The sequence below is a fragment of the Nocardiopsis sp. RV163 genome, from assembly GCF_001029525.1.
In the GTDB taxonomy this organism is placed as follows: domain Bacteria; phylum Actinomycetota; class Actinomycetes; order Streptosporangiales; family Streptosporangiaceae; genus Nocardiopsis; species Nocardiopsis dassonvillei.
The window spans coordinates 1-24,555 of the sequence record NZ_LEKI01000079.1; the positions used below are offsets into that span (position 1 = coordinate 1).

24 protein-coding genes are annotated in these 24,555 nt (G+C 72.7%); 12 read left to right on the forward strand and 12 right to left on the reverse strand.

What is annotated here, in order from left to right:
- The first annotated feature begins 94 nt into the window (after nucleotides 1–94).
- Nucleotides 95–1,327 carry a radical SAM family heme chaperone HemW gene (hemW, locus tag ABD54_RS15125; protein ID WP_047870125.1) on the forward strand — a complete coding sequence of 411 codons (1,233 nt, stop codon included), beginning with the start codon at nucleotides 95–97 and terminating at the stop codon, nucleotides 1,325–1,327.
- A 76-nt stretch (nucleotides 1,328–1,403) separates the two neighbouring features.
- On the opposite strand, the gene ABD54_RS15130 is transcribed toward hemW, so the two are convergent.
- The 3 genes from ABD54_RS15130 to ABD54_RS15140 all read right to left on the reverse strand — a co-directional run bounded on the left by ABD54_RS15130 (nucleotide 1,404) and on the right by ABD54_RS15140 (nucleotide 4,372).
- Complete coding sequence (locus tag ABD54_RS15130; RefSeq protein ID WP_047870144.1) at nucleotides 1,404–2,039, reverse strand: DUF4870 domain-containing protein; 636 nt, start codon at nucleotides 2,037–2,039, stop codon at nucleotides 1,404–1,406.
- 47 nt (nucleotides 2,040–2,086) lie between these two features.
- Entirely contained in the window at nucleotides 2,087–2,416 is a 330-nt protein-coding gene (locus tag ABD54_RS29540) for a DUF4870 domain-containing protein (protein ID WP_047870145.1), read from the reverse strand.
- 1,116 nt (nucleotides 2,417–3,532) lie between these two features.
- Nucleotides 3,533–4,372 carry a DUF3097 domain-containing protein gene (locus ABD54_RS15140; RefSeq protein ID WP_047870126.1) on the reverse strand — a complete coding sequence of 280 codons (840 nt, stop codon included), beginning with the start codon at nucleotides 4,370–4,372 and terminating at the stop codon, nucleotides 3,533–3,535.
- A 181-nt stretch (nucleotides 4,373–4,553) separates the two neighbouring features.
- Here ABD54_RS15140 and hrcA point away from each other — a divergent pair, with 181 nt between their 5' ends.
- From hrcA to ABD54_RS15155, 3 genes are read left to right on the forward strand one after another with little or no spacing between them, the layout of a single operon-like run.
- Nucleotides 4,554–5,567: a heat-inducible transcriptional repressor HrcA gene (gene hrcA / locus ABD54_RS15145; protein ID WP_047870127.1), complete on the forward strand. Its 1,014-nt coding sequence runs from the start codon at nucleotides 4,554–4,556 to the stop codon at nucleotides 5,565–5,567.
- 4 nt (nucleotides 5,568–5,571) lie between these two features.
- The gene (gene dnaJ, locus ABD54_RS15150) at nucleotides 5,572–6,711 is read left to right on the forward strand and encodes a molecular chaperone DnaJ (protein WP_047870128.1); all 1,140 of its coding nucleotides are present in this window, start codon (nucleotides 5,572–5,574) and stop codon (nucleotides 6,709–6,711) included.
- Nucleotides 6,708–7,445: a 16S rRNA (uracil(1498)-N(3))-methyltransferase gene (locus tag ABD54_RS15155; RefSeq protein WP_047870129.1), complete on the forward strand. Its 738-nt coding sequence runs from the start codon at nucleotides 6,708–6,710 to the stop codon at nucleotides 7,443–7,445. Before dnaJ ends, ABD54_RS15155 begins: the two co-directional genes overlap by 4 nt.
- Before the next feature lie 112 nt (nucleotides 7,446–7,557).
- On the opposite strand, the gene ABD54_RS15160 is transcribed toward ABD54_RS15155, so the two are convergent.
- Both ABD54_RS15160 and ABD54_RS15165 read right to left on the reverse strand, forming a co-directional pair.
- Nucleotides 7,558–8,325, reverse strand: coding sequence for a hypothetical protein (locus tag ABD54_RS15160; RefSeq protein WP_047870130.1), 768 nt, complete (start codon nucleotides 8,323–8,325; stop codon nucleotides 7,558–7,560).
- Nucleotides 8,322–8,852, reverse strand: a complete 531-nt coding sequence (locus tag ABD54_RS15165; RefSeq protein WP_013151757.1) for a SigE family RNA polymerase sigma factor — start codon at nucleotides 8,850–8,852, stop codon at nucleotides 8,322–8,324. Before ABD54_RS15165 ends, ABD54_RS15160 begins: the two co-directional genes overlap by 4 nt.
- A 325-nt stretch (nucleotides 8,853–9,177) precedes the next feature.
- On the opposite strand from ABD54_RS15165, the gene ABD54_RS15170 reads away from it, so the two are divergent.
- The 6 genes from ABD54_RS15170 to era all read left to right on the forward strand — a co-directional run bounded on the left by ABD54_RS15170 (nucleotide 9,178) and on the right by era (nucleotide 14,322).
- Complete coding sequence (locus tag ABD54_RS15170; RefSeq protein WP_047870131.1) at nucleotides 9,178–9,528, forward strand: histidine triad nucleotide-binding protein; 351 nt, start codon at nucleotides 9,178–9,180, stop codon at nucleotides 9,526–9,528.
- A gap of 287 nt (nucleotides 9,529–9,815) precedes the next feature.
- Nucleotides 9,816–10,925, forward strand: coding sequence for a PhoH family protein (locus ABD54_RS15175; RefSeq protein WP_047870132.1), 1,110 nt, complete (start codon nucleotides 9,816–9,818; stop codon nucleotides 10,923–10,925).
- A gap of 195 nt (nucleotides 10,926–11,120) precedes the next feature.
- Complete coding sequence (ybeY, locus tag ABD54_RS15180; protein ID WP_013151760.1) at nucleotides 11,121–11,609, forward strand: rRNA maturation RNase YbeY; 489 nt, start codon at nucleotides 11,121–11,123, stop codon at nucleotides 11,607–11,609.
- Nucleotides 11,606–13,003 (forward strand): hemolysin family protein, encoded by a 1,398-nt coding sequence (locus tag ABD54_RS15185; RefSeq protein WP_047870133.1) that lies wholly within the window; start codon nucleotides 11,606–11,608, stop codon nucleotides 13,001–13,003. Before ybeY ends, ABD54_RS15185 begins: the two co-directional genes overlap by 4 nt.
- Nucleotides 13,000–13,344: a hypothetical protein gene (locus ABD54_RS15190; protein ID WP_047870134.1), complete on the forward strand. Its 345-nt coding sequence runs from the start codon at nucleotides 13,000–13,002 to the stop codon at nucleotides 13,342–13,344. The genes ABD54_RS15185 and ABD54_RS15190 overlap by 4 nt, the downstream gene beginning before the upstream one ends.
- A gap of 9 nt (nucleotides 13,345–13,353) precedes the next feature.
- Entirely contained in the window at nucleotides 13,354–14,322 is a 969-nt protein-coding gene (gene era, locus ABD54_RS15195) for a GTPase Era (RefSeq protein ID WP_047870135.1), read from the forward strand.
- 99 nt (nucleotides 14,323–14,421) lie between these two features.
- Here the strand turns inward: era and ABD54_RS15200 are convergent, their stop codons facing one another.
- Entirely contained in the window at nucleotides 14,422–15,156 is a 735-nt protein-coding gene (locus ABD54_RS15200) for an IclR family transcriptional regulator (protein WP_047870136.1), read from the reverse strand.
- A 284-nt stretch (nucleotides 15,157–15,440) separates the two neighbouring features.
- On the opposite strand from ABD54_RS15200, the gene ABD54_RS15205 reads away from it, so the two are divergent.
- Both ABD54_RS15205 and allB read left to right on the forward strand, forming a co-directional pair.
- Nucleotides 15,441–16,745, forward strand: coding sequence for a DUF6986 family protein (locus ABD54_RS15205; RefSeq protein WP_047870137.1), 1,305 nt, complete (start codon nucleotides 15,441–15,443; stop codon nucleotides 16,743–16,745).
- Between the two features lie 5 nt (nucleotides 16,746–16,750).
- Entirely contained in the window at nucleotides 16,751–18,100 is a 1,350-nt protein-coding gene (gene allB, locus ABD54_RS15210; RefSeq protein ID WP_047870138.1) for an allantoinase AllB, read from the forward strand.
- A 62-nt stretch (nucleotides 18,101–18,162) separates the two neighbouring features.
- Here the strand turns inward: allB and alc are convergent, their stop codons facing one another.
- The 6 genes from alc to ABD54_RS15240 form a co-directional block, all read right to left on the reverse strand.
- Nucleotides 18,163–19,290 (reverse strand): allantoicase, encoded by a 1,128-nt coding sequence (gene alc, locus ABD54_RS15215; protein ID WP_047870139.1) that lies wholly within the window; start codon nucleotides 19,288–19,290, stop codon nucleotides 18,163–18,165.
- Between the two features lie 89 nt (nucleotides 19,291–19,379).
- On the reverse strand, nucleotides 19,380–20,318 hold the full coding sequence (locus ABD54_RS15220; RefSeq protein ID WP_047870140.1) for a LysR family transcriptional regulator: 939 nt from the start codon (nucleotides 20,316–20,318) through the stop codon (nucleotides 19,380–19,382).
- Between the two features lie 94 nt (nucleotides 20,319–20,412).
- Nucleotides 20,413–21,921 carry a nucleobase:cation symporter-2 family protein gene (locus ABD54_RS15225; RefSeq protein ID WP_047870141.1) on the reverse strand — a complete coding sequence of 503 codons (1,509 nt, stop codon included), beginning with the start codon at nucleotides 21,919–21,921 and terminating at the stop codon, nucleotides 20,413–20,415.
- A 328-nt stretch (nucleotides 21,922–22,249) separates the two neighbouring features.
- A complete protein-coding gene (gene pucL, locus ABD54_RS15230; RefSeq protein ID WP_047870146.1) occupies nucleotides 22,250–23,146 on the reverse strand; it encodes a factor-independent urate hydroxylase in 897 nt (298 codons plus the stop codon).
- Between the two features lie 233 nt (nucleotides 23,147–23,379).
- Nucleotides 23,380–23,718: a hydroxyisourate hydrolase gene (gene uraH, locus ABD54_RS15235; protein WP_047870142.1), complete on the reverse strand. Its 339-nt coding sequence runs from the start codon at nucleotides 23,716–23,718 to the stop codon at nucleotides 23,380–23,382.
- Entirely contained in the window at nucleotides 23,715–24,263 is a 549-nt protein-coding gene (locus ABD54_RS15240; RefSeq protein WP_047870143.1) for a 2-oxo-4-hydroxy-4-carboxy-5-ureidoimidazoline decarboxylase, read from the reverse strand. Before ABD54_RS15240 ends, uraH begins: the two co-directional genes overlap by 4 nt.
- Between the last annotated feature and the right edge of the window lie 292 nt (nucleotides 24,264–24,555).

The window sequence follows — 24,555 nt, forward strand, 5'->3', positions numbered from 1 at the left end:
CTCCAGTGTCGCCGACCCGCCGGTGTGCCCCAGAGCCCCCGCGCGTCCGACGCGGGGGACCGGGGCACACCGGCGGGTCGGCGACACTGGAGGCATGCCTTCCGTTGCCCTCGACGGCGATCCCGTACCGAGCACCGGCGAACTGCCCGGGCCGTCCCTCGCCGAACTCGGCGGGCGGCCCCTCGGGTTCTACGTCCACGTGCCCTTCTGCGTCACCCGCTGCGGTTACTGCGACTTCAACACCTACACGGCCGAGGAACTGGTCTCCCGCGACGGCACCGCCACCGCCTCCCGCGAGACCTACGCCGACCAGGCGATCGCGGAGGTCGCGCTGGCCGACCGGGTCCTGACGGGGGAGCGGCCGCCGGTCGGCACGCTGTTCGTCGGCGGCGGCACGCCCACCCTGCTCCCGGCCGAGGACCTGGGCCGCGTGGTCGCCGCCGTGCGCGAGCGCTTCGGGTTCACGCCCGACGCCGAGCTGACCACCGAGGCGAACCCCGAGACGGTCACCCCCGACTACCTCGCGCGGCTGCGCGAGGCCGGGTTCACCCGCGTGTCCTTCGGCATGCAGAGCGCCCGCGACCACGTGCTGCGGGTGCTGGAGCGCGGCCACACGCCCGGACGCCCCGAGCAGTGCGTGGAGTGGGCGCGACGGGCCGGGTTCGAGCACGTCAACCTCGACCTGATCTACGGCACTCCCGGGGAGGGCGACGAGGACTGGCGCGCCTCCCTGGAGGCCGCGGTCTCCGCCGGACCCGACCACGTCTCGGCCTACTCGCTCATCGTCGAGGAGGGCACCCGCCTGGCCGCCCGCGTGCGCCGGGGCGAACTCGCCGAGCCCGACGACGACACGATGGCCGACCGCTACCTCATGGCCGAGGAGGTCCTCACCGCGGCCGGGTTCAGCGCCTACGAGGTGTCCAACTGGGCGCGCACCGAGCAGGGCCGCAGCAGGCACAACCTCCTGTACTGGACCGGCGGCCACTGGTGGGGGGTGGGCCCCGGCGCGCACAGCCACGTGGGCGGCACCCGCTGGTGGAACGTCAAGCACCCGGCCGCCTACGCCGCCCGCCTGGCCGCCGGGCACAGCCCCGGCCTGGCCCGCGAGGTGCTCACCGAGGAGGAGCGCCGCTTCGAGCGCGTCCTGCTGGAGCTGCGCGTGGAGGGCGGGTGCCCCCTGGACCTGCTCGAACCGCACGGCCGCGACGCGGCCGAGCGGGCCGTCGCCGAGGGCCTGCTCGACGCGGACGCCCACGAGGGGGGTCGCGCGGCCCTCACCCTGCGCGGGCGCCTGCTCGCCGACGCCGTGGTGCGCGACCTCACCTGAGCCCTTCCGGCAGGGGACTGACACGACGCGGGGGCCCGGCCGTCGGCCGGACCCCCGCGTTCGCCGAAGCGCCGGACTACTTGATCCAGCTGACGTTGAACGGGTAGCGGTACCACTCGCCCCGGTTGGCGGCCACACCGCCGATGATGCCGAGGGCGACGGCCGCGATCCAGCAGACGAACCAGGTCAGGAAACCGATGATGACGATCATCAGGACGCTGGAGACCAGGTAGCCGATCAGGATCAGGATCTGGAAGTTCAGCGCCTGCGCGGCCTGGTCGCGGACGAAGGGCGACTCGTCCTTCTTGACGAGGAAGATGATCAGCGGCACGAGCCATCCGATGATGCCGCCGCCCACGTGGGCGAACATCGCCATCTGACGCTCGTCGGGGCTGGGCTGGCCGGTCGTGGCCGAGGAGGGGCCGTAGGCGCCTTGCGGGGGCTGGCCGTAACCGCCCTGCTGGTAGTGGGACTGGTAGCCGCCGGTCTGCTCGTACCCGGGTTGGCCGGGGTAGCCGCCGGACTGGCCCGGATACCCGCCGGACTGCTCCTGGTAGCCGGGCTGGCCGGGCGGGGGCGGGTAGCCGCCCTGCTGGTAGCCGGGCTGGCCACCGGTGGGGTAACCGTGCTGGGAGGGGTAACCGCCGGAGTCCTGGCCGGGCTGCTGACCCTGGCCGTAGGGGCCCTCGGAAGGGTTGTTGGGATAGGACATGTTGGGTTCCTTCGTGCGGATGCGCTCGGACTGCGTGCGGGAGCGGATCACTTCAACAGGCGGATGCTCACCGGGTAGCGGTACCACGTCCCCTTGTTGGCGCCGTTGGCGCCCAGGACGCCGAACACGATAGCGACGACCCAGATCAGGGCGACCAGGAGGGATCCGATCCAGGACAGCTCTGGGAAGAAGATACCCAGGCCGATGAAGGCCACCCACGCGAAGAGGTAGGGGATCAGCAGGGTGAGCTGGAAGTTGGCAGCCTCGGACGCGTGGTGGCGCACGAACGGCGACTGGTTGCGCTTGGCGAAGTAGATGGCCAGCGGCGGGATCCAGCCCAGACAGGCGACCACGAAGCCCGACAGGTGGGCGAGCATGGCCACGAGCGTGCTGTTGTCGCCGCCCGGGGCGCCCTGCTGGGGCTGGCCCGGAACACCCGGCTGCCCGTACGCCGCGGGGGCGCCCGGGTAGGGCTGCTGCTGGCCCGGGACGGGCTGGCCGTAGACCCCCTGCTGGGGCTGTCCGTACCCGGGCTGCGGGGCGTAGCCGGGATACGCGCCGGAGGGCTGCCCGTAACCCGGCTGCGCGCCGGAGGGCTGGGCCCCCGGAGCCTGGGCGTAGCCCTGCTGCGCCTGGTCGGGCTGCGGGGCGTAGGGCGACTGCGCGCCCGAGTGCTGGCCGTAACCCGGCTGCGCCCCCGGGACCTGGCCGTAGGCCGCCTGCTGCCCGTAGCCGGGCTGCTCGGGGGCCCCTTCCGGCGGGGCGAAACCGGGCTGCTGCTGTCCGCCCGAGGGCTGTCCGTACTCGCCCTGCTGGCCGTGGGGCTGCTGCCCGTACCCGGGCTGCGGGGCGTAGCCGGGCTGGGCTCCCGAGGCCTGGCCGTACCCGGGCTGGGAGCCGGAGGGCTGACCGTGACCCTGCTCGGCCCCCGGTGCCTGGCCGTAGCCCTGCCGCCCCTGCTCGAACTGCGGGGCGTAGGGCGACTGCGCGCCCGAGTGCTGGCCGTAGGCGGGCTGGCCCTGGCCGGGCTGCGGAGCGTACGGCGACGGCGCACCGGGCGGCGGTGCGAAGTCGGGCTGCGCTCCCGGTGCCTGGCCGTAGCCCTGGTAGCCCTGCTCCGGCTGCGGGGCGTAGGGCGACTGCGCGCCCGAGTGCTGGCCGTGGTCCTGGCCGGGCTGCGGGGCGTAGGGCGACTGCGCCCCGGACTGCTGGCCTGGTTCCGGCTGCGGGGGCTGCTGTCCGTACTCCTGCCGCCCGTCCTGCTCGTGGTCCGGCTGCTGTCCCCGGTGGGGATCCTCCGGGGGCGGGGGGTTCGTCGGGGTCTGGCTCATGCTCTTCCTTGGCTCCGCTGATGAGGTGGAGGTTCCTGTACTACCGTGCTGTACCGACGACCGCGCGGGCCGGAGGCGGGCGACCTCGGCACCGGACACGGGGACCGGAGCCTCGCCCGGGTCAAATCCTAGGTCCTGCCGCTCCCCCGCACGCGGCGCTGGCTAGGGAGCGTCCGGGTGCGGCCCGGTGACGAAGTCGATCAGCTCCTCCACCCGGCCGAGCAGAGCCGGCTCCAGATCAGCATAGGTACGGACCGACCCCAGGATCCGGCGCCACGCCTCCCCCGTCTCCATCCGCCAGCCCAGGGCGCTCACGACCCCCTCCTTCCAGGGGACGCCGCGCGGCACCTCGGGCCAGGCCCCGATCCCCACCGAACCCGGCCGGACCGCCTGCCAGACGTCTACGTAGGGATGCCCGGCCACCAGCACGTGCTCGCCGCGCACCCGCTCGGCGATCCGCGTCTCCTTGGAACCCGGTACCAGGTGGTCCACCAGGACGCCCAGCCTCCTGCCGGGCCCGGGTGAGAACTCCGCCACGATCGAGGGCAGGTCGTCGACCCCCTCCAGGAACTCGACGGCCACCCCCTCCACACGCAGGTCGTGGCCCCAGACCTTCTCCACCAGTTCGGCGTCGTGGACGCCCTCCACGTAGATCCGGCTCTCCCGGGCCGTGCGCGCCCGCGCGCCCGGCACCGCCACCGACCCGGAGGCGCTGCGCAGCGGCCCCCGCGCCGCCGGGGCGGGGCGCACCAGGGTCACCGGCTCGCCGTCGACCAGGAACGCGGCCGGGGCGAGGTCGAACACGCGGCGGCGGCCGTGCCGGTCCTCCAGCGTGACGGCGGCCTTGTCCCAGTCCACGACAGCCCCGCAGAACGCCTCCCCGGCGTCCTCGACGACCAGTTCCCGTTCCAGGGGCACCTCGCGGACCGCCTTCTTCTCCGGGCGGCGCCAGTCCCCGGCGAGCACGTCGCGGCCGTAACGGCCGGTTCCCTTGGTAGCCACGGTCGTGCAGTCTACTGGTGGTGCCCGCCGGCGCCCCGTCGGCCGCGACGCGCGCCTCGGGACCGGCGGGAACAGGGGCGACACCGCCGCGCCGGCGCCCGGCCGACCGCGGGGAACCGTCAGGGTTTGCGGCCGGGCATAGACTTAGCACTGAGGACCATGGAGTGCCAGGAGGTGGCGAGTGCTGGATGAGCGCAAGCTCGCGGTCCTGCGTGCCGTCGTCGAGGACTTCGTCAACACCAACGAGCCCGTGGGTTCCAAGGCCCTGGCCGACCGGCACCGGCTCGGCGTCTCCCCGGCGACCATCCGCAACGACATGGTCGCCCTCGAGGAGGACGGCTACATCGCGCAGCCGCACACCAGTGCCGGACGCGTTCCCACGGACAAGGGCTACCGGCTCTTCGTCGACCGGCTCTCCTCGGTCAAACCTCTCTCCAGCGCGGAGCGGCGCGCCATCGAGTCCTTCCTCACCGGCGCCGTGGACCTCGACGAGATCGTCGCCCGGACCGTGCGGCTCCTCGCGCAGCTCACCCGCCAGGTCGCGATCGTCCAGTACCCGTCGCTGACCCGCTCGTCGGTGCAGCACGTGGAACTGGTCCCCCTCGGGGGGCAGCGGATCATGATGGTCGTGATCACCAACACGGGCCGGGTCGAACAGCGCGTCATCGACGGTCTGGGAGAGGTCAACGAGGCCGCCGTCGACGACCTGCGCGCGATGTTGAACCGGGCCATCGCCGGACGCCACCTCGGCGACGTGCCCGACGCGGTGGAGGACCTGCCTCCGCAGGTGCCGCCCGAACACCGCCAGATGGCGGTGTCGGTCCTCTCCGTCCTGCTGGAGAGCCTCGTCGAACGGCACGAGGAGAAGATCGTCCTCGCGGGGACGGCCAACCTCGCCGCCGTCGACTTCGCCGCCAGCCTCAGGGACGTCCTGGAGGCGCTGGAAGAGAACATGGTCCTCATCCGTTTGCTGGGAGAGGCCAAGGACCCGTCGATGCTCACGGTGCGCATCGGCGCGGAGAACTTCCACGAGGGCCTGAGGTCCACCTCCATCGTGTCGGCGGACTACGGTGTGGGAAACCAGTCGCTCGCCAAGATCGGTGTGGTGGGACCCACCCGGATGGACTACCCGGGGACGATGGGAGCAGTACGCGCCGTGGCTCGCTATGTCGGACAGATTTTGGCAGGACAGTAACCCAGTGGCCAGAGACTATTACCAGGTTCTCGGAGTGCGTCGCGACGCGTCCAAGGACGAGATCAAGAAGGCCTACCGGCGGCTCGCGCGCGAACTCCACCCGGACATCAATCCGGACCCCGCAACCCAGGAGCGCTTCAAGGAGGTGACCCAGGCCTACGAGGTCCTCTCCGACGAGAACAAGCGCCGGATGTTCGACATGGGCCAGGACCCCTACGCGCCCGGCGGCGGCGGGGCCGGGGGCTTCGGCGGTGCGGGCGGGTTCGCCTTCGACGACATCATGAACGCCTTCTTCGGCGGCGGTCAGCCCGGCGGGCGCGGCCCCCGGGAGCGGGTCCGCCGCGGGCGCAGCATCAAGATCCGCGTCGAACTCGACCTTGTGGAGACCGCGTTCGGGGTCAGCAAGGAGATCACCTTCCCCACCGCCATCCTGTGCGAGACCTGCCAGGGAGAGGGGACGGCGGCCGGTTCGCACCGCACCACCTGTGATATGTGCCACGGGCAGGGCGAGGTCTCCCAGGTCACCCGGTCCTTCCTCGGCCAGGTCATGACCTCCCGTCCCTGCCCCCAGTGCTCGGGCCAGGGCTCGGTCATCACCAACCCCTGCGGCGACTGCGCGGGCGAGGGCCGGGTGCGCGAGAAGGTCACCCGCACCGTCAAGATCCCCGCGGGCGTCGACGACGGCACACGCATCCAGCTCGCCGGGGAGGGCGAGGTCGGCCCCAACGGCGGACCGCGCGGCGACATCATCCTGGAGATCATCCAGCGCCCGCACCCCACCTTCGAACGCCGCGGCGACGACCTGCACTGCACGGTGACCGTCCCCATGACGGCCGCCGCGCTGGGCGCCTCCTTCGCCTTCGACACCCTCGACGGCACCGAGAACATCGACCTGCGCCCGGGCACCAACTCCGGCCACGTCATCACCCTCCCCAACAAGGGGGTCAGCCACCTCGACGGCGGCGGCCGGGGCGACCTGCGCATCCGCGTGGACGTGGAGACCCCGAGCAGGCTGGACGAGGAGCAGGAGGCCCTCCTGCGCAAGTTCGCCGAACTGCGCGGCGAGGACCAGACCCCGGGACGCTTCAGTCCCGGACACGGCGGGTTCTTCTCCAAGATCCGCGACGCCTTCGGCGCCAAGTGACACCGCCGGTCTTCCTGGTCGAGGCCGCCGACCTGGCGGCCGACCGGGTGACGGTGGACGGCGCCGAGGGCCGCCACGCCGCCGTGGTGCGCCGCATCCGGGAGGGCGAGACCGTCGACCTCTCCGACGGACGCGGTCTGCGCGCCCGCTGCACGGTGACCGCTGTGGGGCGGGACCACATCGTCTGCGCGGTGGTGGAGCGCCGGGAGGAACCGGCGCCCCGCCCCCGCCTGACGGTGGTCCAGGCACTGCCCAAGGGCGATCGGGGCGAACTGGCCGTGGAGATGATGACCGAGGCCGGAGCGGACGCGGTCGTGCCCTGGGCGGCGGAGCGCTGCGTCACCCGCTGGAAGGGCGACCGCGCCGCCAAGGCACTGGCCAAGTGGCGTGCCACCGCACGCGAGGCGGCCAAGCAGGCCCGGCGCGCGCGGCTGCCCGAGGTCGCCGACCTCGCCGACCGGGCCGCCGTGGTCGGCCTCCTGGCGGGGGCGGACCTGGGCGTCGTGCTGCACGAGGACGGCGCCAGCCGTCTGTCGCAGCTGGAGCTGCCCGCCGGACAGGGCACCGGTGTCGTCGTGGTGGTCGGTCCCGAGGGCGGCTTCTCCGACGCCGAGCTGGAGGCGTTCGACGCCGCGGGCGCGGTCCGGTCTCTGCTGGGACCGAGCGTGCTGCGCACCTCCACCGCCGGGGTCGCCGCCCTGTCGGTGCTCCAGTCCCGAACCGGCCGCTGGTAGGGGCCCGCCGACCCCGGGCACGCGAGAGGCGCCCGGACACGTCCGGGCGCCTCTCGCGTGCCCCTGCGGACGACTCCCACCGAGGGTGGCGGGCCGCCTGGGAGGGGGCGTGTCAGCTTCCGGGAGCCGTCTTGGCGCCGCCGTCGCCCCCGGTGGCGCCGGTGCCGCCCGTGCCGGTTCCGTCGCCTCCGGTCCCGCCGCCCTCTCCGCCGGTGCCGTCACTGCCGCCGGAGGGCTCCTCCCCGCCGGTTCCGCCGCCGCTGTCGCCGCCGCCCTCCTCACCGGTGGACCCGTCGCCGGCGCCGCTGCTGGGCTCGTCGCTGGGCTCGCAGTCCTCCTCGGAGGCGGCCTGCTCGTCCTGCTCCTCCTGGGAGCTGGACGGGGTCGGGGAGGCGGGCTCCTCGGGGGGCGGACACGTGGCGGCGGCCGTCACGCCCTCCTCGGAGGGAGCGGGCTCCTCCTCGTGGTCCTCCGCCGTGGGAGAGGAGGCCGGGTCGCGCGGAGGCTCCTCCTCCTGCTGGGTGGTGCCGTCCACGGAGCCGGTGGAGGGATCGGGAGCGGCCACACCGCCGCCCCCGCCCTCCTCCTCGGCGGGCGCGCCCTCGCGGTCGGCGCCCGCGGGGACGATCTCCAGCACGTGGTCGCGGACCTGCGGGCTGGAGACGACCACGGACCCGGCGATCAGGGCGGCTCCCGCCACCGCCACCGCCGGACGTAGCCAGGGCATACCGAACCAGGCCGAACCGCGGTTGCGCTCGGTGCGCTCACGGATCAGGTTCAACGCCTCGGGAGAGGCCGTGACCGCGTCGGCCTCGGCCTTGAGCAGGTGGCGCAACTGCTCCTCGAACGGATCGTTCGTGGGGTTCGTGGGGCTGGTCATGTCGTTTGCTCCAGAACAGAGCGGAGCGCGGAGATACCGCGGGACGTGTGGCTCTTCACCGCGCCCCGGCTGATCCCCATGGCGTCCGCGATCTGTGCCTCGGACAGGTCGCCGTAGTACCGGAGCACGATGGCCTCTCGCTGACGGGTGGGTAGTTTGCGCAGGGCGCGGATGACGGCTTCGCGCTCCAACAGGCTCAGCGCGCCGTGTTCCGCGCTGGGGGCGTCGGGCAGGGCCTTGGGCGCGTGCTTCTCCACGACCGCCCTGTGGCGGAGCACTGACCGGGCCTTGTTGACCACGGCCTGGCGCAGGTAGGACAGGGCCTTGTTCGGGTCGCGCAGGCGGCGCCACGCTCCGTGCATGGCGACGAACGAGTCCTGGACGACCTCTTCCGCGGTCGCGTGGTCGCGGACCAGCAGGGCGGCGAGCCGAACGAGCGGACGGTAGTGCTCCCGGTAGAGCTCCGTCACGGCGTGGTCGGCGTCCCACTCCACCGAGAGCGGTGCCGTGGTGGCACCGGCCACCATGGTTTCAGTCGTCACATCAGTTCGACGCACACCCTTGTCGCGGGGTTTACGAAAGGGCATACCTCTTCTTTTCCAGGTAGACGTGCGTTCCAATCCGAACACGCGGGAATATGGCCGGGGCCGGACGGAGCCGACGACCTGACGCGCACGGGTGGAAAGCCTATCGCGCCCGGGGCGCCGAGCGCCGCCGAATCCGCTCTCCCACGGTGCCCCGCAGGCCTTCCGCCGTCGGCCCGCCCGAAGGCGACCTGCGGCATCATGGTCCCGAACGAAACCGAGAAGGCGGCCGTTCCCTCGGCCGCGCAGACGGAAAACAAGGTGAGCGATGGTCCAGGACGACTGCCTTTTCTGCAAGATCGTGAAGGGGGAGGTGCCCGCCGAGATCGTGCGCGAGAGCGAGCGCGCGGTCGCCTTCCGCGACATCAACCCCCAGGCGCCCACGCACGTGCTGGTCGTCCCGCGCGAGCACTACCCCAACGCCGCCGAGGCCGCCGCAGCGGACACCGGCCTGCTCGACGAGATCGTCCGGGTGGCGCACGAGGTGGCCGCGGACGAGGACGTCACCGACCAGGGCTATCGGCTGGTGTTCAACACCGGCAGCGGCGCCGGGCAGACGGTCTTCCACCTCCACGGGCACCTGCTCGGCGGCCGCGGGCTCAACTGGCCCCCCGGGTAGGAGGCGCTGAACCGGTCCGGCCCGCGGACGCCGGCGCCCCCGGCCCCGCCCCAACCCCTCCCCGACGCCTTCCACAGGCGGAAATAACGGAGCGAGTCGGGCGGAGGCGGCTTGGTAGACTCGTCGCTGTGGGCTTCGAGGGTTCGGTGTGACCGTTGGGAACACCGGCGCGCAAGCTCCGACCGGGCGCCGTCCGCGGCGCCGGGACCGTCCACCAGGTGCGCCTCCCGCAGGGGTCGGGCAGGCGCCCGACCGAAGGGTAGGGACAGCGGCCGCACGGCCTCACCATGTCCGAGACAACGCACACGCACCCGCCACGGGACACCCAGGTCAAGGTCGTGGTGCCCGACGAGCACACGATGGTCAGCCTGCTGGGCTCCAGGGACGAACTCCTCAGGGCGTTGGAGCGGGCCTTCGACAGCGACATCCACGTGCGCGGCAACGAGTTCACCATCAGCGGTTCCCCGGAGGAGACCGCCGTCGTGGTCCGCCTCGTCGAGGAGTTGATCGAACTCGCCAAGAGCGGCACCCACGTCACCCCCGACACCATCGAACGCATGGTCCACATGCTGCGCTCGCCCGGCACCGAGCGCCCCGCGGACGTGCTGACCACCAACATCCTGTCCAACCGCGGCAAGACCATCCGTCCCAAGACGCTCAACCAGAAGCGCTACGTCGACACCATCGACCAGCGCACGGTGGTGTTCGGCATCGGTCCCGCCGGTACCGGCAAGACGTACCTGGCCATGGCCAAGGCGGTCAAGGCGCTCCAGGACAAGGAAGTCAACCGGATCATCCTCACCCGCCCCGCGGTTGAGGCCGGTGAGCGGCTGGGCTTCCTGCCCGGCACCCTCTACGACAAGATCGACCCCTACCTGCGCCCGCTCTACGACGCGCTGCACGACATGCTCGACCCCGACTCCATCCCCAAGCTCATGGCGGCGGGGACCATCGAGGTCGCACCGCTGGCGTACATGCGCGGTCGCACCCTCAATGACTCCTTCATCATCCTGGACGAGGCCCAGAACACCTCGCCCGAGCAGATGAAGATGTTCCTCACCAGGCTGGGGTTCGGCTCCAAGATCGTGGTCACCGGCGACGTGACCCAGGTCGACCTGCCCGGCGGGCAGACCAGCGGTCTGCGCACCATCGAGTCCATCCTGCGTGACATCGACGACATCGCCTTCTGCCGCCTGAGCAGCGAGGACGTCGTCCGGCACAAGCTGGTCGGCAAGATCGTGGACGCCTACGGGCGCTACGACGCCGCCCAGGGCGACGCGCGCGACGGCAGGGGGTCCGCCGGGGGCGGCCGCCCCCGGCGCGGGCCCGAGCGCCGCGTCGCCTCCGACACCCCGGCGGAGCCGGGGAGCGCCGGGGACGAGGAACAGGCAGACTGAGGCGGGGGGTGTTCCGCTGAGGGCCTTCGGACCCGAGACGGCCCGAGGAGCACGACCCCACGGCGTTCGAACCGGTGGGTCCGCCACAGGCGGGTCCACCGGTTCGGTTGCCGCGGGCGCGCCGGTCCGGCGCGCCGCACCACCGGCCGGGCGCGCCGCCCGGTCCCGCGATCCCTAGGTAAGGCAGCCGCAACCATGAGTATCGACGTCGCCAACGAGTCCGGCGTCACCACCGTGGACGAGGAGAGGCTCTCCCGTCTGGCCCGTCACGTGCTCGACGCCATGCGCGTCCATCCGCTGGCCGAGCTGTCCGTCGTGCTCGTGGACGAGGAGCCGATGGCCGACCTGCACGTGCGGTGGATGGACGAGCCCGGCCCCACCGACGTGCTCTCCTTCCCGATGGACGAACTGCGCCCCGGCGGCCCCGGCCGCACGAGCGAGCCGGGTGTCCTGGGTGACGTGATCATCTGTCCGCAGGTCGCCGAGCGCCAGGCCGAGAAGGCCGGGCACGGCACCGAGGCGGAGATCGACCTGCTGTGCACGCACGGCATCCTGCACCTGCTGGGCTACGACCACGCCGAGCCCGAGGAGCACAAGGAGATGTTCGGCCTCCAGGGTGAGATCCTCGCGGCCTGGCGCGAGCGCGAGGCGGCCGGGGCCGAGGGGGATGAGAGCGCCCGATGACTCCGTCGGCCTGGCCTGACATCGCTCCGCTGACCACCGGTGAGCCCGGGGAGTGGATCAGCGCGTTCGCGGTCGCCCTGGTGCTGACCGCCGTCGCGGGCTTCCTGGTGGCCGCGGAGGTCGCCGTCACCCGGGTGATGTCCGTGGGCCTGCCCGAGGCGAGCCCGGGTGAGCGCGTGGCCAAGGCCGGGCGCCGCTGGGAGCGGGTGTCGGCGGATCCCACCCGCCACCTCAACGTGCTGCTGTTCCTGCGCGTGGTGTGTGAGGTGTGCGCGGTGCTGGCCGCCGCCGTGGGCATGGTGTTCCTGCTGGGGCTCGGCTGGCCCGCGCTCGGTCTGACCGCCGCGGCGATGGTCGTGGTGGAGTCGGTGCTGATCGCGATCGCGCCGCGCATCCTGGGCCGCCAGTTCTCCGGGGCCTTCGCGCGCGCCAGTGCGGCGGTGGTCCACCCGGTCCAGGTCGTGGTGGGCCCCATCGCCCAGTTGTTCGTGGGGGCGGGCCGCGCGCTCACCCCGCGCGCCAAGGGCGACCGGGAGGGCCCCTTCAGCACCGAGGTGGAGCTGCGCCAGCTCGTGGACCTGGCCGAGCGGGGGGAGGTCATCGACCCCGAGGAGAGCCAGATGATCCACTCGGTGTTCAAGCTCGACGACACGCCCGTGCGCGAGGTGATGGTGCCCCGCCCCGACATCGTGTTCACCAGTCGTGGGGCCGACGCCGACGCGGTGCTGACCCTGGCGCTGGCCAGCGGGTACTCGCGCATTCCGGTGACGGGCGAGGACGAGGACGACGTGGTCGGCATCGTCTACCTCAAGGACCTGGTGTACCAGCTGCGTGACCGCTGGGCGGCGGCCGCGGGCACCGACGACGAGGTGCCGCTCACCGCGGGCGACGTGATGCGCCGGGCGAACTACGTCCCCGACACCAAGCCCATCGACGAGCTGCTGCGCGAGATGCAGCAGCAGCGCAACCACGTCGCCGTGGCCATCGACGAGTACGGCGGCACGGCGGGCCTGGTGACCCTGGAGGACATCGTGGAGGAGATCGTCGGTGAGATCACCGACGAGTACGACCACGAGATCCCGCCGGTGGCCTGGCTCGACGCGGACCGGGTGCGGGTGACCGCCCGCCTGCCGCTGGGCGAGCTGGACGAGCTGTTCCCGGACAGGGACCTGGACGTGGCGGACGTGGAGACCGTCGGCGGACTCGTGGCGTTCGTCCTGGGCCGGGTGCCCGTAGGAGGGGACCTGGCCGAATACGCTGGTCTCCGACTCACCCTCGAGGGCAAGAGCAGCCGCCGGAGCCGGATGACCACGGTCCTGGTGGAACGGCTGCCCGCCGACGCCGCATCGGCGCCGGAGGAGGGCAACGACGACGTGAGGAGTACGGAGCAGTGACGGAGACGACGGGGCTCGGCCCCGAGGACGGCAAGCTCATCACGCTCGCGCGGGCCTCCCGGGCCCGCAACGCGGCGGCGGAGGGCGCGGCGGTGCGCGACGAGACAGGGCGCACGTACGTGGCCACGACGGTGTCGCTGCCCTCGCTCCGGCTGTCCGCGCTCCAGGCGGCCGTGGCCGCGGCGGTCTCCGGTGAGGCCACCGCGCTGGAGGCCGCCGTGGTGGTCACCGAGGCCGCTGAGCTGACCGAGGACGACCGCGCGGTGGCGGACGACCTGAAGACCCAGGTGGTGGTGATCGCCGCCCCCGACGGGGTGCCCGCGAGCATCACCCGGCGCTGAGAAGGACCCATGAACGAGCTCGACCTGGAGAAGCTGCGCCTACCGCTGGAGATGCCCTCCCACCCCGAGGGCTTCCGCAGCGGTTTCGCGTGCTTCGTGGGCCGCCCCAACGTGGGCAAGTCCACCCTGATGAACGCGCTGGTCGGGCAGAAGGTGGCGATCACCAGCAACCGGCCCCAGACCACGCGGCGCACGGTGCGCGGAATCGTGCACCGGCCCGACGCGCAGCTGATCATCGTGGACACGCCCGGCCTGCACAAGCCGCGCACCCTGCTGGGTGAGCGGTTGGACTCGCTGGTGCGGTCCACCCTGGTCGAGGTGGACGTGATCGCGTTCTGCCTGCCCGCCAACGAGCCGATCGGTCGGGGGGACACCTACATCGCCAAGGAGCTGGCGGAGCAGACCAACACCCCCGTGGTCGCCCTGGTCACCAAGACCGACCTGGTGGACCGGGACGCCGTGGGACGTCACCTGATGGCGGTGAACGAGCTGGGCGACTGGGCCGACATCGTCCCCGTCTCGGCCCGGGGGGGCTTCCAACTGGAGACCGTCACCGACGTGCTGTGCTCGCACCTGCCGGAGGGGCCGCCGCTGTACCCGGACGGCGACCTCACCGACGAGCCGGACGAGATGCTGGTGGCGGAGCTGGTGCGCGAGGCGGCCCTGGAGGGTGTGCGCGACGAGCTGCCGCACTCCATCGCGGTCGTCGTGGACGAGATGTACGAGCGCGAGAACACCCGTGCGGGCAAGGAGCTGGTGGACATCTACGCGTCGCTGTACGTGGAGCGCTCCAGCCAGAAGGCGATCGTGATCGGGTCCAAGGGCTCGCGCCTGCGCGACGTGGGTTCGCGGGCCCGCAAGCAGATCGAGGCCCTGTTGGGCCGTCGGGTGTTCCTGGACCTGCGGGTTCGGGTGGCCAAGGACTGGCAGCGCGACCCCAAGCAGCTGCGCAAGCTGGGCTTCGACCAGCCCACCTGACGGGCTGACCGCGGGGGCCGCCGTTGCCGCGCGCGGGCACCGCCGTCGGCCGGGAGCGCGGCGCACGGGCCGGGCCGGGAGCGACCCCGGCCCGGTTCGTCATGTCTGGTTGTTGAGGTCGGTGGCCAGCAGGGCGGCGCAACGCCGAACGATGGGGGCGGCGCGGTCCACGAAATCCCAGCTCACCCGGGCCTCGGGGCCCGACACCGACACGGCCATCCCCGAGGGCGCGCCCGCGACGGGGACCGCCACGCAGCGCACGCCGACCTCCTGCTCGCCGTCGTCCACCGCGAAGCCCTGTGAGCGGACACGGCGCAGCTCGGCGAGGAAGGCGTCGGGGTCGGTGATGGTGCGGTCGGTGGCGGCGGGCATGCCGGTGCGGCGGACCGTGGCCAGCACCTCCTCGTCGCCGAGCTGGGACAGCAGCGCCTTGCCCACGCCCGCCGAGTGCGGCAGTACGCGGCGCCCCACCTCGGTGAACATGCGCATGGAGTGCTGTGAGGGCACCTGGGCGACGTAGACGACCTTGTCGCCGTCGAGCATGGCGAGGTTGGCGGTCTCGCCCAGATCCTCCACCAACTGCGCCAGGTGCGGGCGGGCCCAGGTGCCCAGCATCTGCGAGGCCTTGTCGCCCAGCCCGATCAGCCGGGGCCCCAGCGCGTAGCGGCGGGAGGGTAGCTGGCGCACGTAACCGTTGCCGACCAGGGTGCGGATGATGCGGTGGATGGTCGGCAGGGGCAGCCCCGAGGAGTCGGCAAGCTGGCTCAGCGAGGTCTCGCCGCCCGCCTCGGCCATGATCTCCAGCAGTGAGAAGGCGCGGTCGAGGGACTGCACGCCGCCGGGGCGTCCGCGTTTGCCCTGTTCTTCAGGGTGTAGAGAGGTCTGTGGGGCTGACAAGGATCGTGCTCCCATGCTGAGGGCCGTGGGTTCGGGGTCCTGCCTCCGCGTGGGGAGGACGGTTCCCGGCTCACTGTCTTCTATAGCACGTGGAACGGCGGTGTTCCGGTGGTCCGGAAACCTGCGTCCCGGGACTTGGGCACCCCGGGCTCCCTTGTTATTCCGGATAGCAAAAGTTAATATCCACGATAGGAAAATCTAGCCCGGGAGAGGACATACACGTGCAACAGGACCGGTCCGAGAACCGCCGCAGGGAACCCGATCTCGGCCTGGACGTGCTCACCGCCGGGCTGAACGCCCGCCTGGCCGACGCCGACGCCCGGCTCGTGCGCGACTACCCGGGCTCCTCCGGCGCCCGCCAGCCGGTGCACACCGTCTACGTTCCCGCGGACCGCGTCCGGGCCGGCCTGGTCGGGGAGTGGGGCGAGGCTGCCCTGCGCAGCCTGGACGATTACGCGCCCGACGCCGCGGCACTGGCCGCCGCCACCGGTGTGGACGAGGACGCCGTGGCCGGGGTGCTGTCCCGCCTGCGCGACAAGCTCGTCCGCGAGCCGGTCGAGGACCTGCGCGTCGACCTGGAGGACGGCTACGGCGACCGGGGCGACGCACAGGAGGACGGCGACACCGTCGCCGCGGCCCGCGCGCTGTGCTCCGACGTCGAAGCCGGACAGGGACCGCCCGTTCTCGGCGTCCGGATGAAGGGCATGGAGGCGGCCGGACGGGCCCGCGGCGCCCGCAGCCTCGCACTGTTCCTGCACACCCTCCTGGAGGAGTTGGGCGGCCTGCCGGACGGGCTCGCGCTCACCCTGCCCAAGATCACCTCCGTGGAGCAGGTCGAGGCGATGGTCTGGCTCACCGAGGAGCTGGAGCGGCGCTTGGAGCTGCCCGAGGGGCGGCTGCGCTTCGAGCTGCAGATCGAGACTCCGCAGTCGGTCCTGCTCCCCGACGGCACCGTGGCCGTCGCCCGCATGATCGGCGCCGGACAGGGCCGGGTCAGCGCCCTGCACTACGGCACCTACGACTACAGCGCCGCCTGCGGGATCACCGCCGCCTACCAGAGCATGGCCCACCCGGTCGCCGACCACGCCAAGGCCGTCATGCAGGTGGCCGCCGCCGGAACGGGCGTGTGGCTCTCCGACGGCTCCACCAACGTGCTGCCCGTGGGCTCGGCCGAGGAGGTGCACGCCGCCTGGCGCCTGCACGCCTCCCTGGTCCGCCGCTCCCTGGAGCGCGGCTTCTACCAGGGCTGGGACCTGCACCCGCACCAGTTGCCCACCCGCTACCTGGCCACCTACGTCTTCTACCGCGAGGCCTTCGCGCCCGCCGCCGCGCGCCTGCGCGCCTACCTCGGCGCCGTGTCCGGCGGCGTGCTGGACGAGCCCGCCACGGCCCAGGCGTTGGCCGCCGCCCTGGTGAGCGGGGTACGCTGCGGGGCGCTGGACGAGGCCGAGGTGGCCGACGCCGCCGGAACCGACACCCGCACACTCGTCGACCTGGCCAGCCGGCGGGTGGGACAGGAGCAGTGACACACATGACCCAGCACGATCTCGCCGTCCGCGCCCGCCGCGCCCTCACCCCCGAGGGGGAGCGGCCCGTCACTGTCGGGGTGCGCGACGGGCGCGTGGTCAACGTCCTGGAGGGGGAGTCCGCGCCGCTCATCGCCCGCCGCGAGATCACCCTGGCCGAGGACGAGGTGCTGCTGCCGGGCCTGGTCGACACCCACGTCCACGTCAACGAGCCCGGGCGCACCGAGTGGGAGGGCTTCGCCACCGCCACGAGGGCCGCCGCCCTGGGCGGGATCACGACCCTGGTCGACATGCCGCTCAACAGCGTGCCTCCGACCACCACCGTCGCAGGGCTCGACGCCAAGCAGGTCGCCGCCGAGGGCAAGCTCGCCGTGGACGTGGGCTTCTGGGGCGGAGCGGTGCCCGAGAACAGCCGCTCCGGAGCCACCGAGGAGCTCGCCGCGCTCTGGGAGCGCGGGGTGTTCGGGTTCAAGGCGTTCCTGTCCCCGTCGGGGGTGGAGGAGTTCGGCCACCTGTCCCCGGAGGAGCTGTACTCGGCCGCGGAGGCCATCGGGGAGTTCGGCGGACGGCTCATCGTGCACGCCGAGGACCCCGGGGTACTGCAAGGGGCGCCGCCCGCGGCCGGGCGCGACTACGCGGCCTTCCTGGCCTCGCGGCCCGACACCGCCGAGAACGAGGCGATCACCCGCGTGATCGAAGTGGCCAGGGCCACCGGGACCCGCGCGCACGTGCTGCACCTGTCCAGCGCCTCCGCGCTGCCGCTGATCGCCCAGGCCAGGGCCGAGGGCGTGCCGCTGACGGTGGAGACCTGTCCGCACTACCTCACCCTGGAGGCCGAGGGCGTGCCCGCGGGGGCAACCCAGTACAAGTGCTGCCCGCCCATCCGGGACGCGGCCAACCGCGACCTGCTGTGGCGCGCGCTGGCCGACGGGCTTATTGACTGCGTGGTCAGCGACCACTCGCCCAGCACCCCCGACCTCAAGGATCTGGACACCGGCGACTTCGGCACCGCGTGGGGCGGGGTTTCCGGCCTCCAGGTGGGCTTCTCCGCGGTGTGGACCGAGACACGCCGCCGAGGCGGCTCCCTGGCGGACGTGGTGCGGTGGATGTCGTCCGGGCCCGCCCGGGTGGCCGGGCTGCTCGGCAAGGGCGCCATCGCCGAGGGCGCCGACGCCGACTTCGCCGTGGTCGCCCCGGAGGAGTCCTTCCGGGTGGACGTGCGCGCGCTGGAGCACCGCAACCCGGTGAGCCCCTACGACGGGGCCGAACTGATCGGGCGGGTGCGCCGCACCGTCCTGCGCGGTCGGGACGTGGGGCCCGAGGACAGGGCCGGGCGGATGCTGGTCCGCCGGTAGGAACGGCGACGGGCCGCCGCCGGGAACCCCCCCGGCGGCGGCCCGGTCGTTCACGCGGGGCGTCAGGCCCGCAGCTCGCGCCAGCGGTCGCGTAGGTGGTCGGCCCCGGCTGTGGTCAGGGAGCCGAAGACGTTGAGGCGCGCGATGCCGCCGTCGGGGTAAACGTCGGTGCGCACGTGGGTGGCGGTGACCGGGGTGTCCAGGACGAAGCGGTGGGCGCTGTCGGGTTCCAGCCGGGTGCGGGGGACGATCTCGAACCAAGCGTCGGGGGCGTCGGAGTGCGCGTCGCGCCCCAGGACCGCCACCCAGCCCGCCGCGTTGCCCTTGAGGTAGGCGGTGTCCAGCTCCAGGGCGCGGACGGTGGCCTGGGCGGTGAGGCGGAAGCGCACCCAGTCGTGCTCGGTGTCGCGGCGGCGCCGGTTCTCCCAGCCGTCGTCCATCTTCTGCGAGCGGCCGGGGGCGATGATGTTGTCCGGCGAGGAGTAGAAGCGGTCCGAGGCGTCCTCGACCATGCCGCCGTTGACCAGGGCGGCCACGTCGAAGCCGCCGAGGGCGGTGAGCCAGTCGGGGTCGGGCACGGGCTCGCCGTACACGCGCAGGCGGGCCACGCCGCCGTCGGGGAACTGCTTGAGGCGCAGGTGGGTCCACCGGCGCCCGGCGTCCACCTCGAAGGCGTTGGCGGCGTGCCCGTACACGAAGGCGCGGGGGACGATCTCGGTCCACTCCGCCTCGAGCAGCTCGCCGGTGGTGGGCGTGCCCCCCAGGTGGACGGCCTCGACGCTGACCTCGCGGGGGTGGTTGCCGCGGAAGTGCGCGGTGTCCACCACCACTCCGCGCACCAGGCCGGGCAGGCCGAGGCGGACCAGGGCCCAGTCGTGGTCGTCGGCCGTTGGATGGGGCCGGTCGCCGCTCGCGCCGCGGCGCCTGCGGGTCTCCCAGCCGTCCATCACCTTGCCCTTGTGCCCGAAGGCGTGCGGGTCGAACACGGCCCGTTCGGGCAGCAGCAGGTTCTCGCGCTGGGCGAAGAACTCGTCGTTGGCCGCCACGACCCCGGCGCCCAAGCGCCGGTCGGCCAGGTCGACCAGTGCCGAGAAGTCCAGGTCGGCGCCCCGGTAGTCGGCGTAGGGGTCGCCGCCCGCGTAGGGCCGGGCGTTGTAGGCACGTGGATCGGTGGGCTGGGCCCCGCTCATTTTTCTCCCGAAAAAAGTGGACGTATCAGACATGTCCAGAGTCCCAAGAGAAAACGGTTACTTCCAGCGAAAGTTTCTGATCACTCTGTTCAGTTGAGCTGAACAGACGCGCCGCCCAGGTCCGCTGCGGTGTCGGCCAGGGCGCGCAGCACCACCGCGACCTGGGGGCGCCCGCCCGCCCCGGAGCGCACGGCGGAGACCACGTGGCGGCGCGGCTGGTCGGAGCGCAGCACCCGCAGGCTGACCCCGGGGGTGCCGTCCGCGGCGGCCAGCCGGGGGACCAGAGCGACGCCCATGCCAGCCGCCACCATGTCCAGGATGGCCCTCCAGTCGGAGGCAACGTGCGCCTGCCCGGGGACGAACCCCGCCTGGGCGCACGAGGCGACGGTGATGTCGCGCCAGGGCCCCGAAGCCCCGTAGATCCACGGCTCCTCGGCCAGGTCGCGCAGGCGCAGCGCGCGGGAGCCGGCCAAGCGGTGGTGGGCGGGCAGGGCCGCGTCCAGGGGGTCGGTGAGCAGCTCGCGCCGGTCGTAGCGTCCGTCATGGCCGGTGGGGGCCTGGGCGGCCAGGGACAGGCCGACGTCGATCGCACCCGCAGACAACAGGTCGTACACCTCGGCCGCCTCTGCCTGGTGCACCCGCGTGGTCAGGCCGGGGTGGGCGCGCCTCAGGGCGCCCAGCGCGGGCACCACGAGGCTGGGTATGGCGGTGGCGAAGGCGCCCACGCGCACGTGCCCGGCCTCGCCCCGGGCGAAGCCCTCCAGTTCGGCCTCGGCCCGTTCCAGTTGGGCCAGGACGATGTCGGTGTGACGCAGCAGGGCGTGCGCGGCGTCGGTGAGGCGGACCCGCCGCCCGTGGGCCTCCAGCAGGGCGACCCCCACCTGCCGGGAGAGGGAGGAGAGCTGCTGGGACACCGCGGAGGGGGTCATGCGCAGGGCCTCCGCCGTGGCCCGGACGGTCCCGAACTCCTCCAGGGCGCGCAGGACGCGGAGTTTGCGAAGATCCCAGTCGGTCACCCTCTCAGGCATACCATTCAGCCGCCCTGAACGGAACGCCGGCGCCCGCGGGGCTCCCGCGGACACCGGCTCCGTAGGGCGGGGCCAGGCCCCGCCCCGTCGGCGGTCACGCCCGGGGCTCGTCCAGGGGCTCGGAGCGCCCGTCGCGGTAGGCCTGCCGGGCCTGGTCGGTGTACTTGGCCTCCCCGGGGCCGGCGCTGCCGATCTCCTCGGCGTCGATCTCGGCCGGTGCGGCGGAGCCCCCGCGGCCGATCACGTTGAAGCACACGTTGAGCACGATCGCCACGACGGCGGCGCCGATGATCCCCGAATGCGCGACCAGCTCCACCGACTCGGGCAGGAACGCGTAGAAGGTGGGGTAGGCCAGAGGGACGACCGCCACGCCCACGGAGGCGGCCACCAGCACCAGGTTGAGGTTGTCGGTGAAGTCCACCTTGGCCAGGGTCTTGACGCCGCTGGCGGCCACGCTGCCGAACAGCACCAGGCCCGCGCCGCCGAGCACGGGGGTGGGGATGGCCGCCATGGCGCCGCCCAGCACCGGGAACATCCCCAGCGAGACGAGGATGCCCGCGCCGGTGGCCACCACGTAGCGGCTGCGCACCTTGGTCAGGGCCAGCAGCCCGATGTTCTGCGCGAAGGAGCTGGTGGGCGTGGCGCTGAAGATCGGTCCGATGAGCGAGCCGCTCACGTCGGCGCGCAGGCCCGCCGAGATGCGCTTGGCGTCCACCTTCGAGCCGGTGATCTCACCCACCGCGATGATGTGCGAGGCCCCCTCGGTCAGGACCACGAGCATGATGACGCACATGGTGACGACCGCGGCGACCTCGAACCGGGGCGCGCCGAAGTAGAACACCGAGGTCGGGTCGAACACCACGTCGGCCTCGCCGACCCGGCTGAAGTCGGCCATGCCCACGGGGACGGCGACCAGGGTGCCCACGAGCAGGCCCAGGAGGATGGACAGGCGCCCCCAGATACCGGGCAGGACCCGGGAGCCGAGCACGATCACCCCGAGGGTGAGCCCGGCCAGCCCGAGGTTGGCCAGGGGCGCGGCCGGGACCGCTGAACCGTCCTCCAGGTTGCGGGCGCCGCCGTCCATGATCCACCGCGCCGCCACGGGCATGAGGCTGACGCCGATGACGGTGATGATGGTGCCCGTGACGATCGGGGGGAAGAAGCGGATCAGTTGCCCGAAGAACGGCGTCAGCGCCAGGGCGAAGAGCCCGGCGGCCAGGGATGCGCCGAAGGCCACGGGCAGGTTCTCTCCGTCCTGCCCCGCGGCCAGGGAGGTGATGGCGCTGACGGGGACGAAGGAGCAGGCCACCACGATCGGCATCTGCGCGCCGACGCGCCGGTGGCCCACGGTCTGCATGAGGGTGGCGAACCCCGCCACGAGGAGCGCGCCGCTGACGAGGATGCCCATGGCGGCAGGGTCGTTCGCGAGCCCGGCGGCGGCGCCGATGACGAGGGCCGGCGCCACCGCGCCGGCGTACATGGTGAGGATGTGCTGGAGCCCGTAGACCAGGAGCAGCCGCGCGGGCAGCTTCTCGTCCTCGGGACGGGGGGAGGAGGCGGCGTTCGTTGTGGCCGAGTCCTTCGCGGACGGACTGTTCGACATGGCCAGTTTCCAGCCTTTGCGATCGGCGGCCGCCCCGGAGGGGGCCGGACTCTCGGGCACGGGGCCCGTGGCACGGCTGTGCGCGCGGGTCACGGGAGTGTCGGTGCGCGTGCCGGGCGGGGCGCCGGGGCCGCGGACGGGACCGCGAGGAGAGGGCGGTCCCGCCCGCGGAGCGCTCGCCTGAGCGCTCACCGGGGAGCGCCCGGACACGGGGCGGGGCAGGGCTTGTCCGTAGTGGGGCGCCGTCCGGGCGCCGAGGTCCTCCCGGTGCGTCCAAACGCGCGGGACCGCCTCGGGCCGCCCTCCCGTCCCCGGGGAGGGACGTCCTCTAGACGAAACCGGGGACGGCCTTCCAGGCGTCGCCGGGTTCGGGGGCGTCGTCGCGCTCCACGGTGGCCTCGATCTTGCCGTAGGGCCGGTCGGCGGCGAAGAAGACCTCGTTCGGGTTGTCCAGGCCGAACGGGGACAGGTCCACCAGGAAGTGGTGGTTGTTGGGCATGGAGAAGCGGATCTCGGCGATCTCCGGGTGCGCCTCCAGGACGGCCTTGCCCATCTCGTAGAGGGTCTGCTGCAGCGCCAGGCTGTGGGTCCGGGCGAATGCGTCCAGGCACAGGGCGCGCACCGAGGCGTAGGCACTGTCGAAGTCGTGCCCCACGCCCGCGTAGCGCCAGCGGGCGGTGACGTCGGTGGCCAGGATCCGGTCGGTGGTCTCGGGCAGCGTCGTGTACTTGGTCTTGGGGAAGCCGTGGAACTCCGAGCCGGTGGACTTGAGCACGGACAGGCCCTCGAAGCCCGAGACCACCCACTCCCGGCCGCCCGTCTTGGTGACGACGGCGGTGCGGGTCTCGGCGCCCCTGCGCGAGAACGCGTGGTCGTGCGGCCCGGATGAGGTCTCGATCCGCTCCCAGGCGTACTCCCGCACCTCCTGTCGGGCCCCGTGCACGTACTCGTGCTCGTCCACGAAGTGGCGGGCCAGTCGCAGGGCGAAGTCCTCGACGGCGCCGACGCCGCCCCACTCGCGCGCCTTGGCGTAGACGGTGTTCTTCTGGGTGTCGGTCGGCAGGCAGGTGCTGTTGTCGCCCAGGGTGTGCACCGTCTCCAGCTCTCCGCGCAGCTGGGAGGTGACGTTGACGTCCTTGATCCGGTGGACGTCGGTGTCGCGGTCGACGTGGACGAGGCGGACCTCTGCCTTGCCGTACTGGTTGTCTCCGAGTCGGATGCCCATCAGGGTGAACTCCATCCGTGTGATGCGTGAAGTCGTCATCGTTCGCGCCGTGGCGCAGTGCTACGAGGGAGGACCGCTGTGGTCGTGCGGAAGGACCTGTCGCGCACTCGAAGATTCAGGCTTGCCCTGGCCGGCGAGGATCTGCTGCCCGCCGCTCCCTTCCCGGTCGGCCGCGCCGCCGCGGTGGTCTGTGTGGTCGGTGTCCGGGCGGAGGGCGCTTGGCGCCCGCCGCCCTAGGAACCCCGGTAGGTCGAGTAGGCGAACGGGCTCAGCAGCAGCGGGACGTGGTAGTGGGCGTCCTCGTCGGCCAGGTCGAACACGACGGCGACCTCGGGGTAGAAGCCGCGCTGGCCGGTCGCCGAGAAGTAGGCGCCGGTGTCGAAGACGATCCGGTGGAAGCCCGCGGGGAGCCGGTCGGGGCCCAGGTCGGGCACGCGCCCGTCGTCGTCGGTGCGGCCCTCGGCGACCGTCCGCCAGGACCCGGCGCCGTCGGCGGCCTCCAGCCGCACGGGCACGCCGCGGGCGGGGCCGCCCAGGGCGGCGTCCAGGACGTGGGTGGTGACGTGGCTCATGCGTCCTCCAGGAGTTTGACGAGGCGGAGTCCGGCGATCCGCCGCAGCTCCCCGCCGACCACGGCCAGTTCGGCGCCGCGGTCGTTGGACAGGCGTGCGACCAGGTCGGCGAGGAGTTCGCGGCTGGAGCGCCCGCTCGCGCAGACCAGGTAGATCTGCCCGAACCTGTCCTCGTACTCGCGCTGGGCGTGGGCGAAGATCCGCTGGACGCGCACGGAGGCGTCGTCGGCGTCGGAGGCGAAGGCGGACTGCTCCCCGCGGGACCAGGCGGCCTCGGTGCCCGCGCCCTCTGCCTCCTCCCCGATGCGGGGGTGGCGGGCCAGGGCGGAGGCGACCTCGTCGGCGGTGACCGCGCGCGCGTGCCCGTCGGCGGAGGCCAGCAGGGCCGCGCGGTCCGGGAAGGGCGCCTCGGACGCGACGGCCGCGACCCAGCGGTCCACGTCCAGGCACTGCGCGAGCGCGGCGCGCAGCTCCTGCTCGGGCAGCGCGTTCAGGCGGGTCAGGCCGGGGTCGGGCCCGCTCTGCGGCTCCTCCGGGGTGCTCATGTGGTCTCCCCTGACTTGGCGCGAACCCCGGGTTCCCGTCCGTGGGACGGCGTACCGCCGCGGCCCCCGCCAAAAATTTTCGTAGTGCAGATAGCTAATTCCGTATTACGGATTGGGGGGACTCTAGTTGATGCGAGTGTGACCTTGTCAACACTCACAAGGGGGGATCTGCGAAAAATAACCCGATCTGCGCCCGAGCACAAAGAAGTTCCGACCTTCTCGCCGTCACTCAGAGTCCACGACGGGTTTCGGGGAGTTCGCGGGGGCGGTGGTGTCTGGGCGGCTTCGGGGG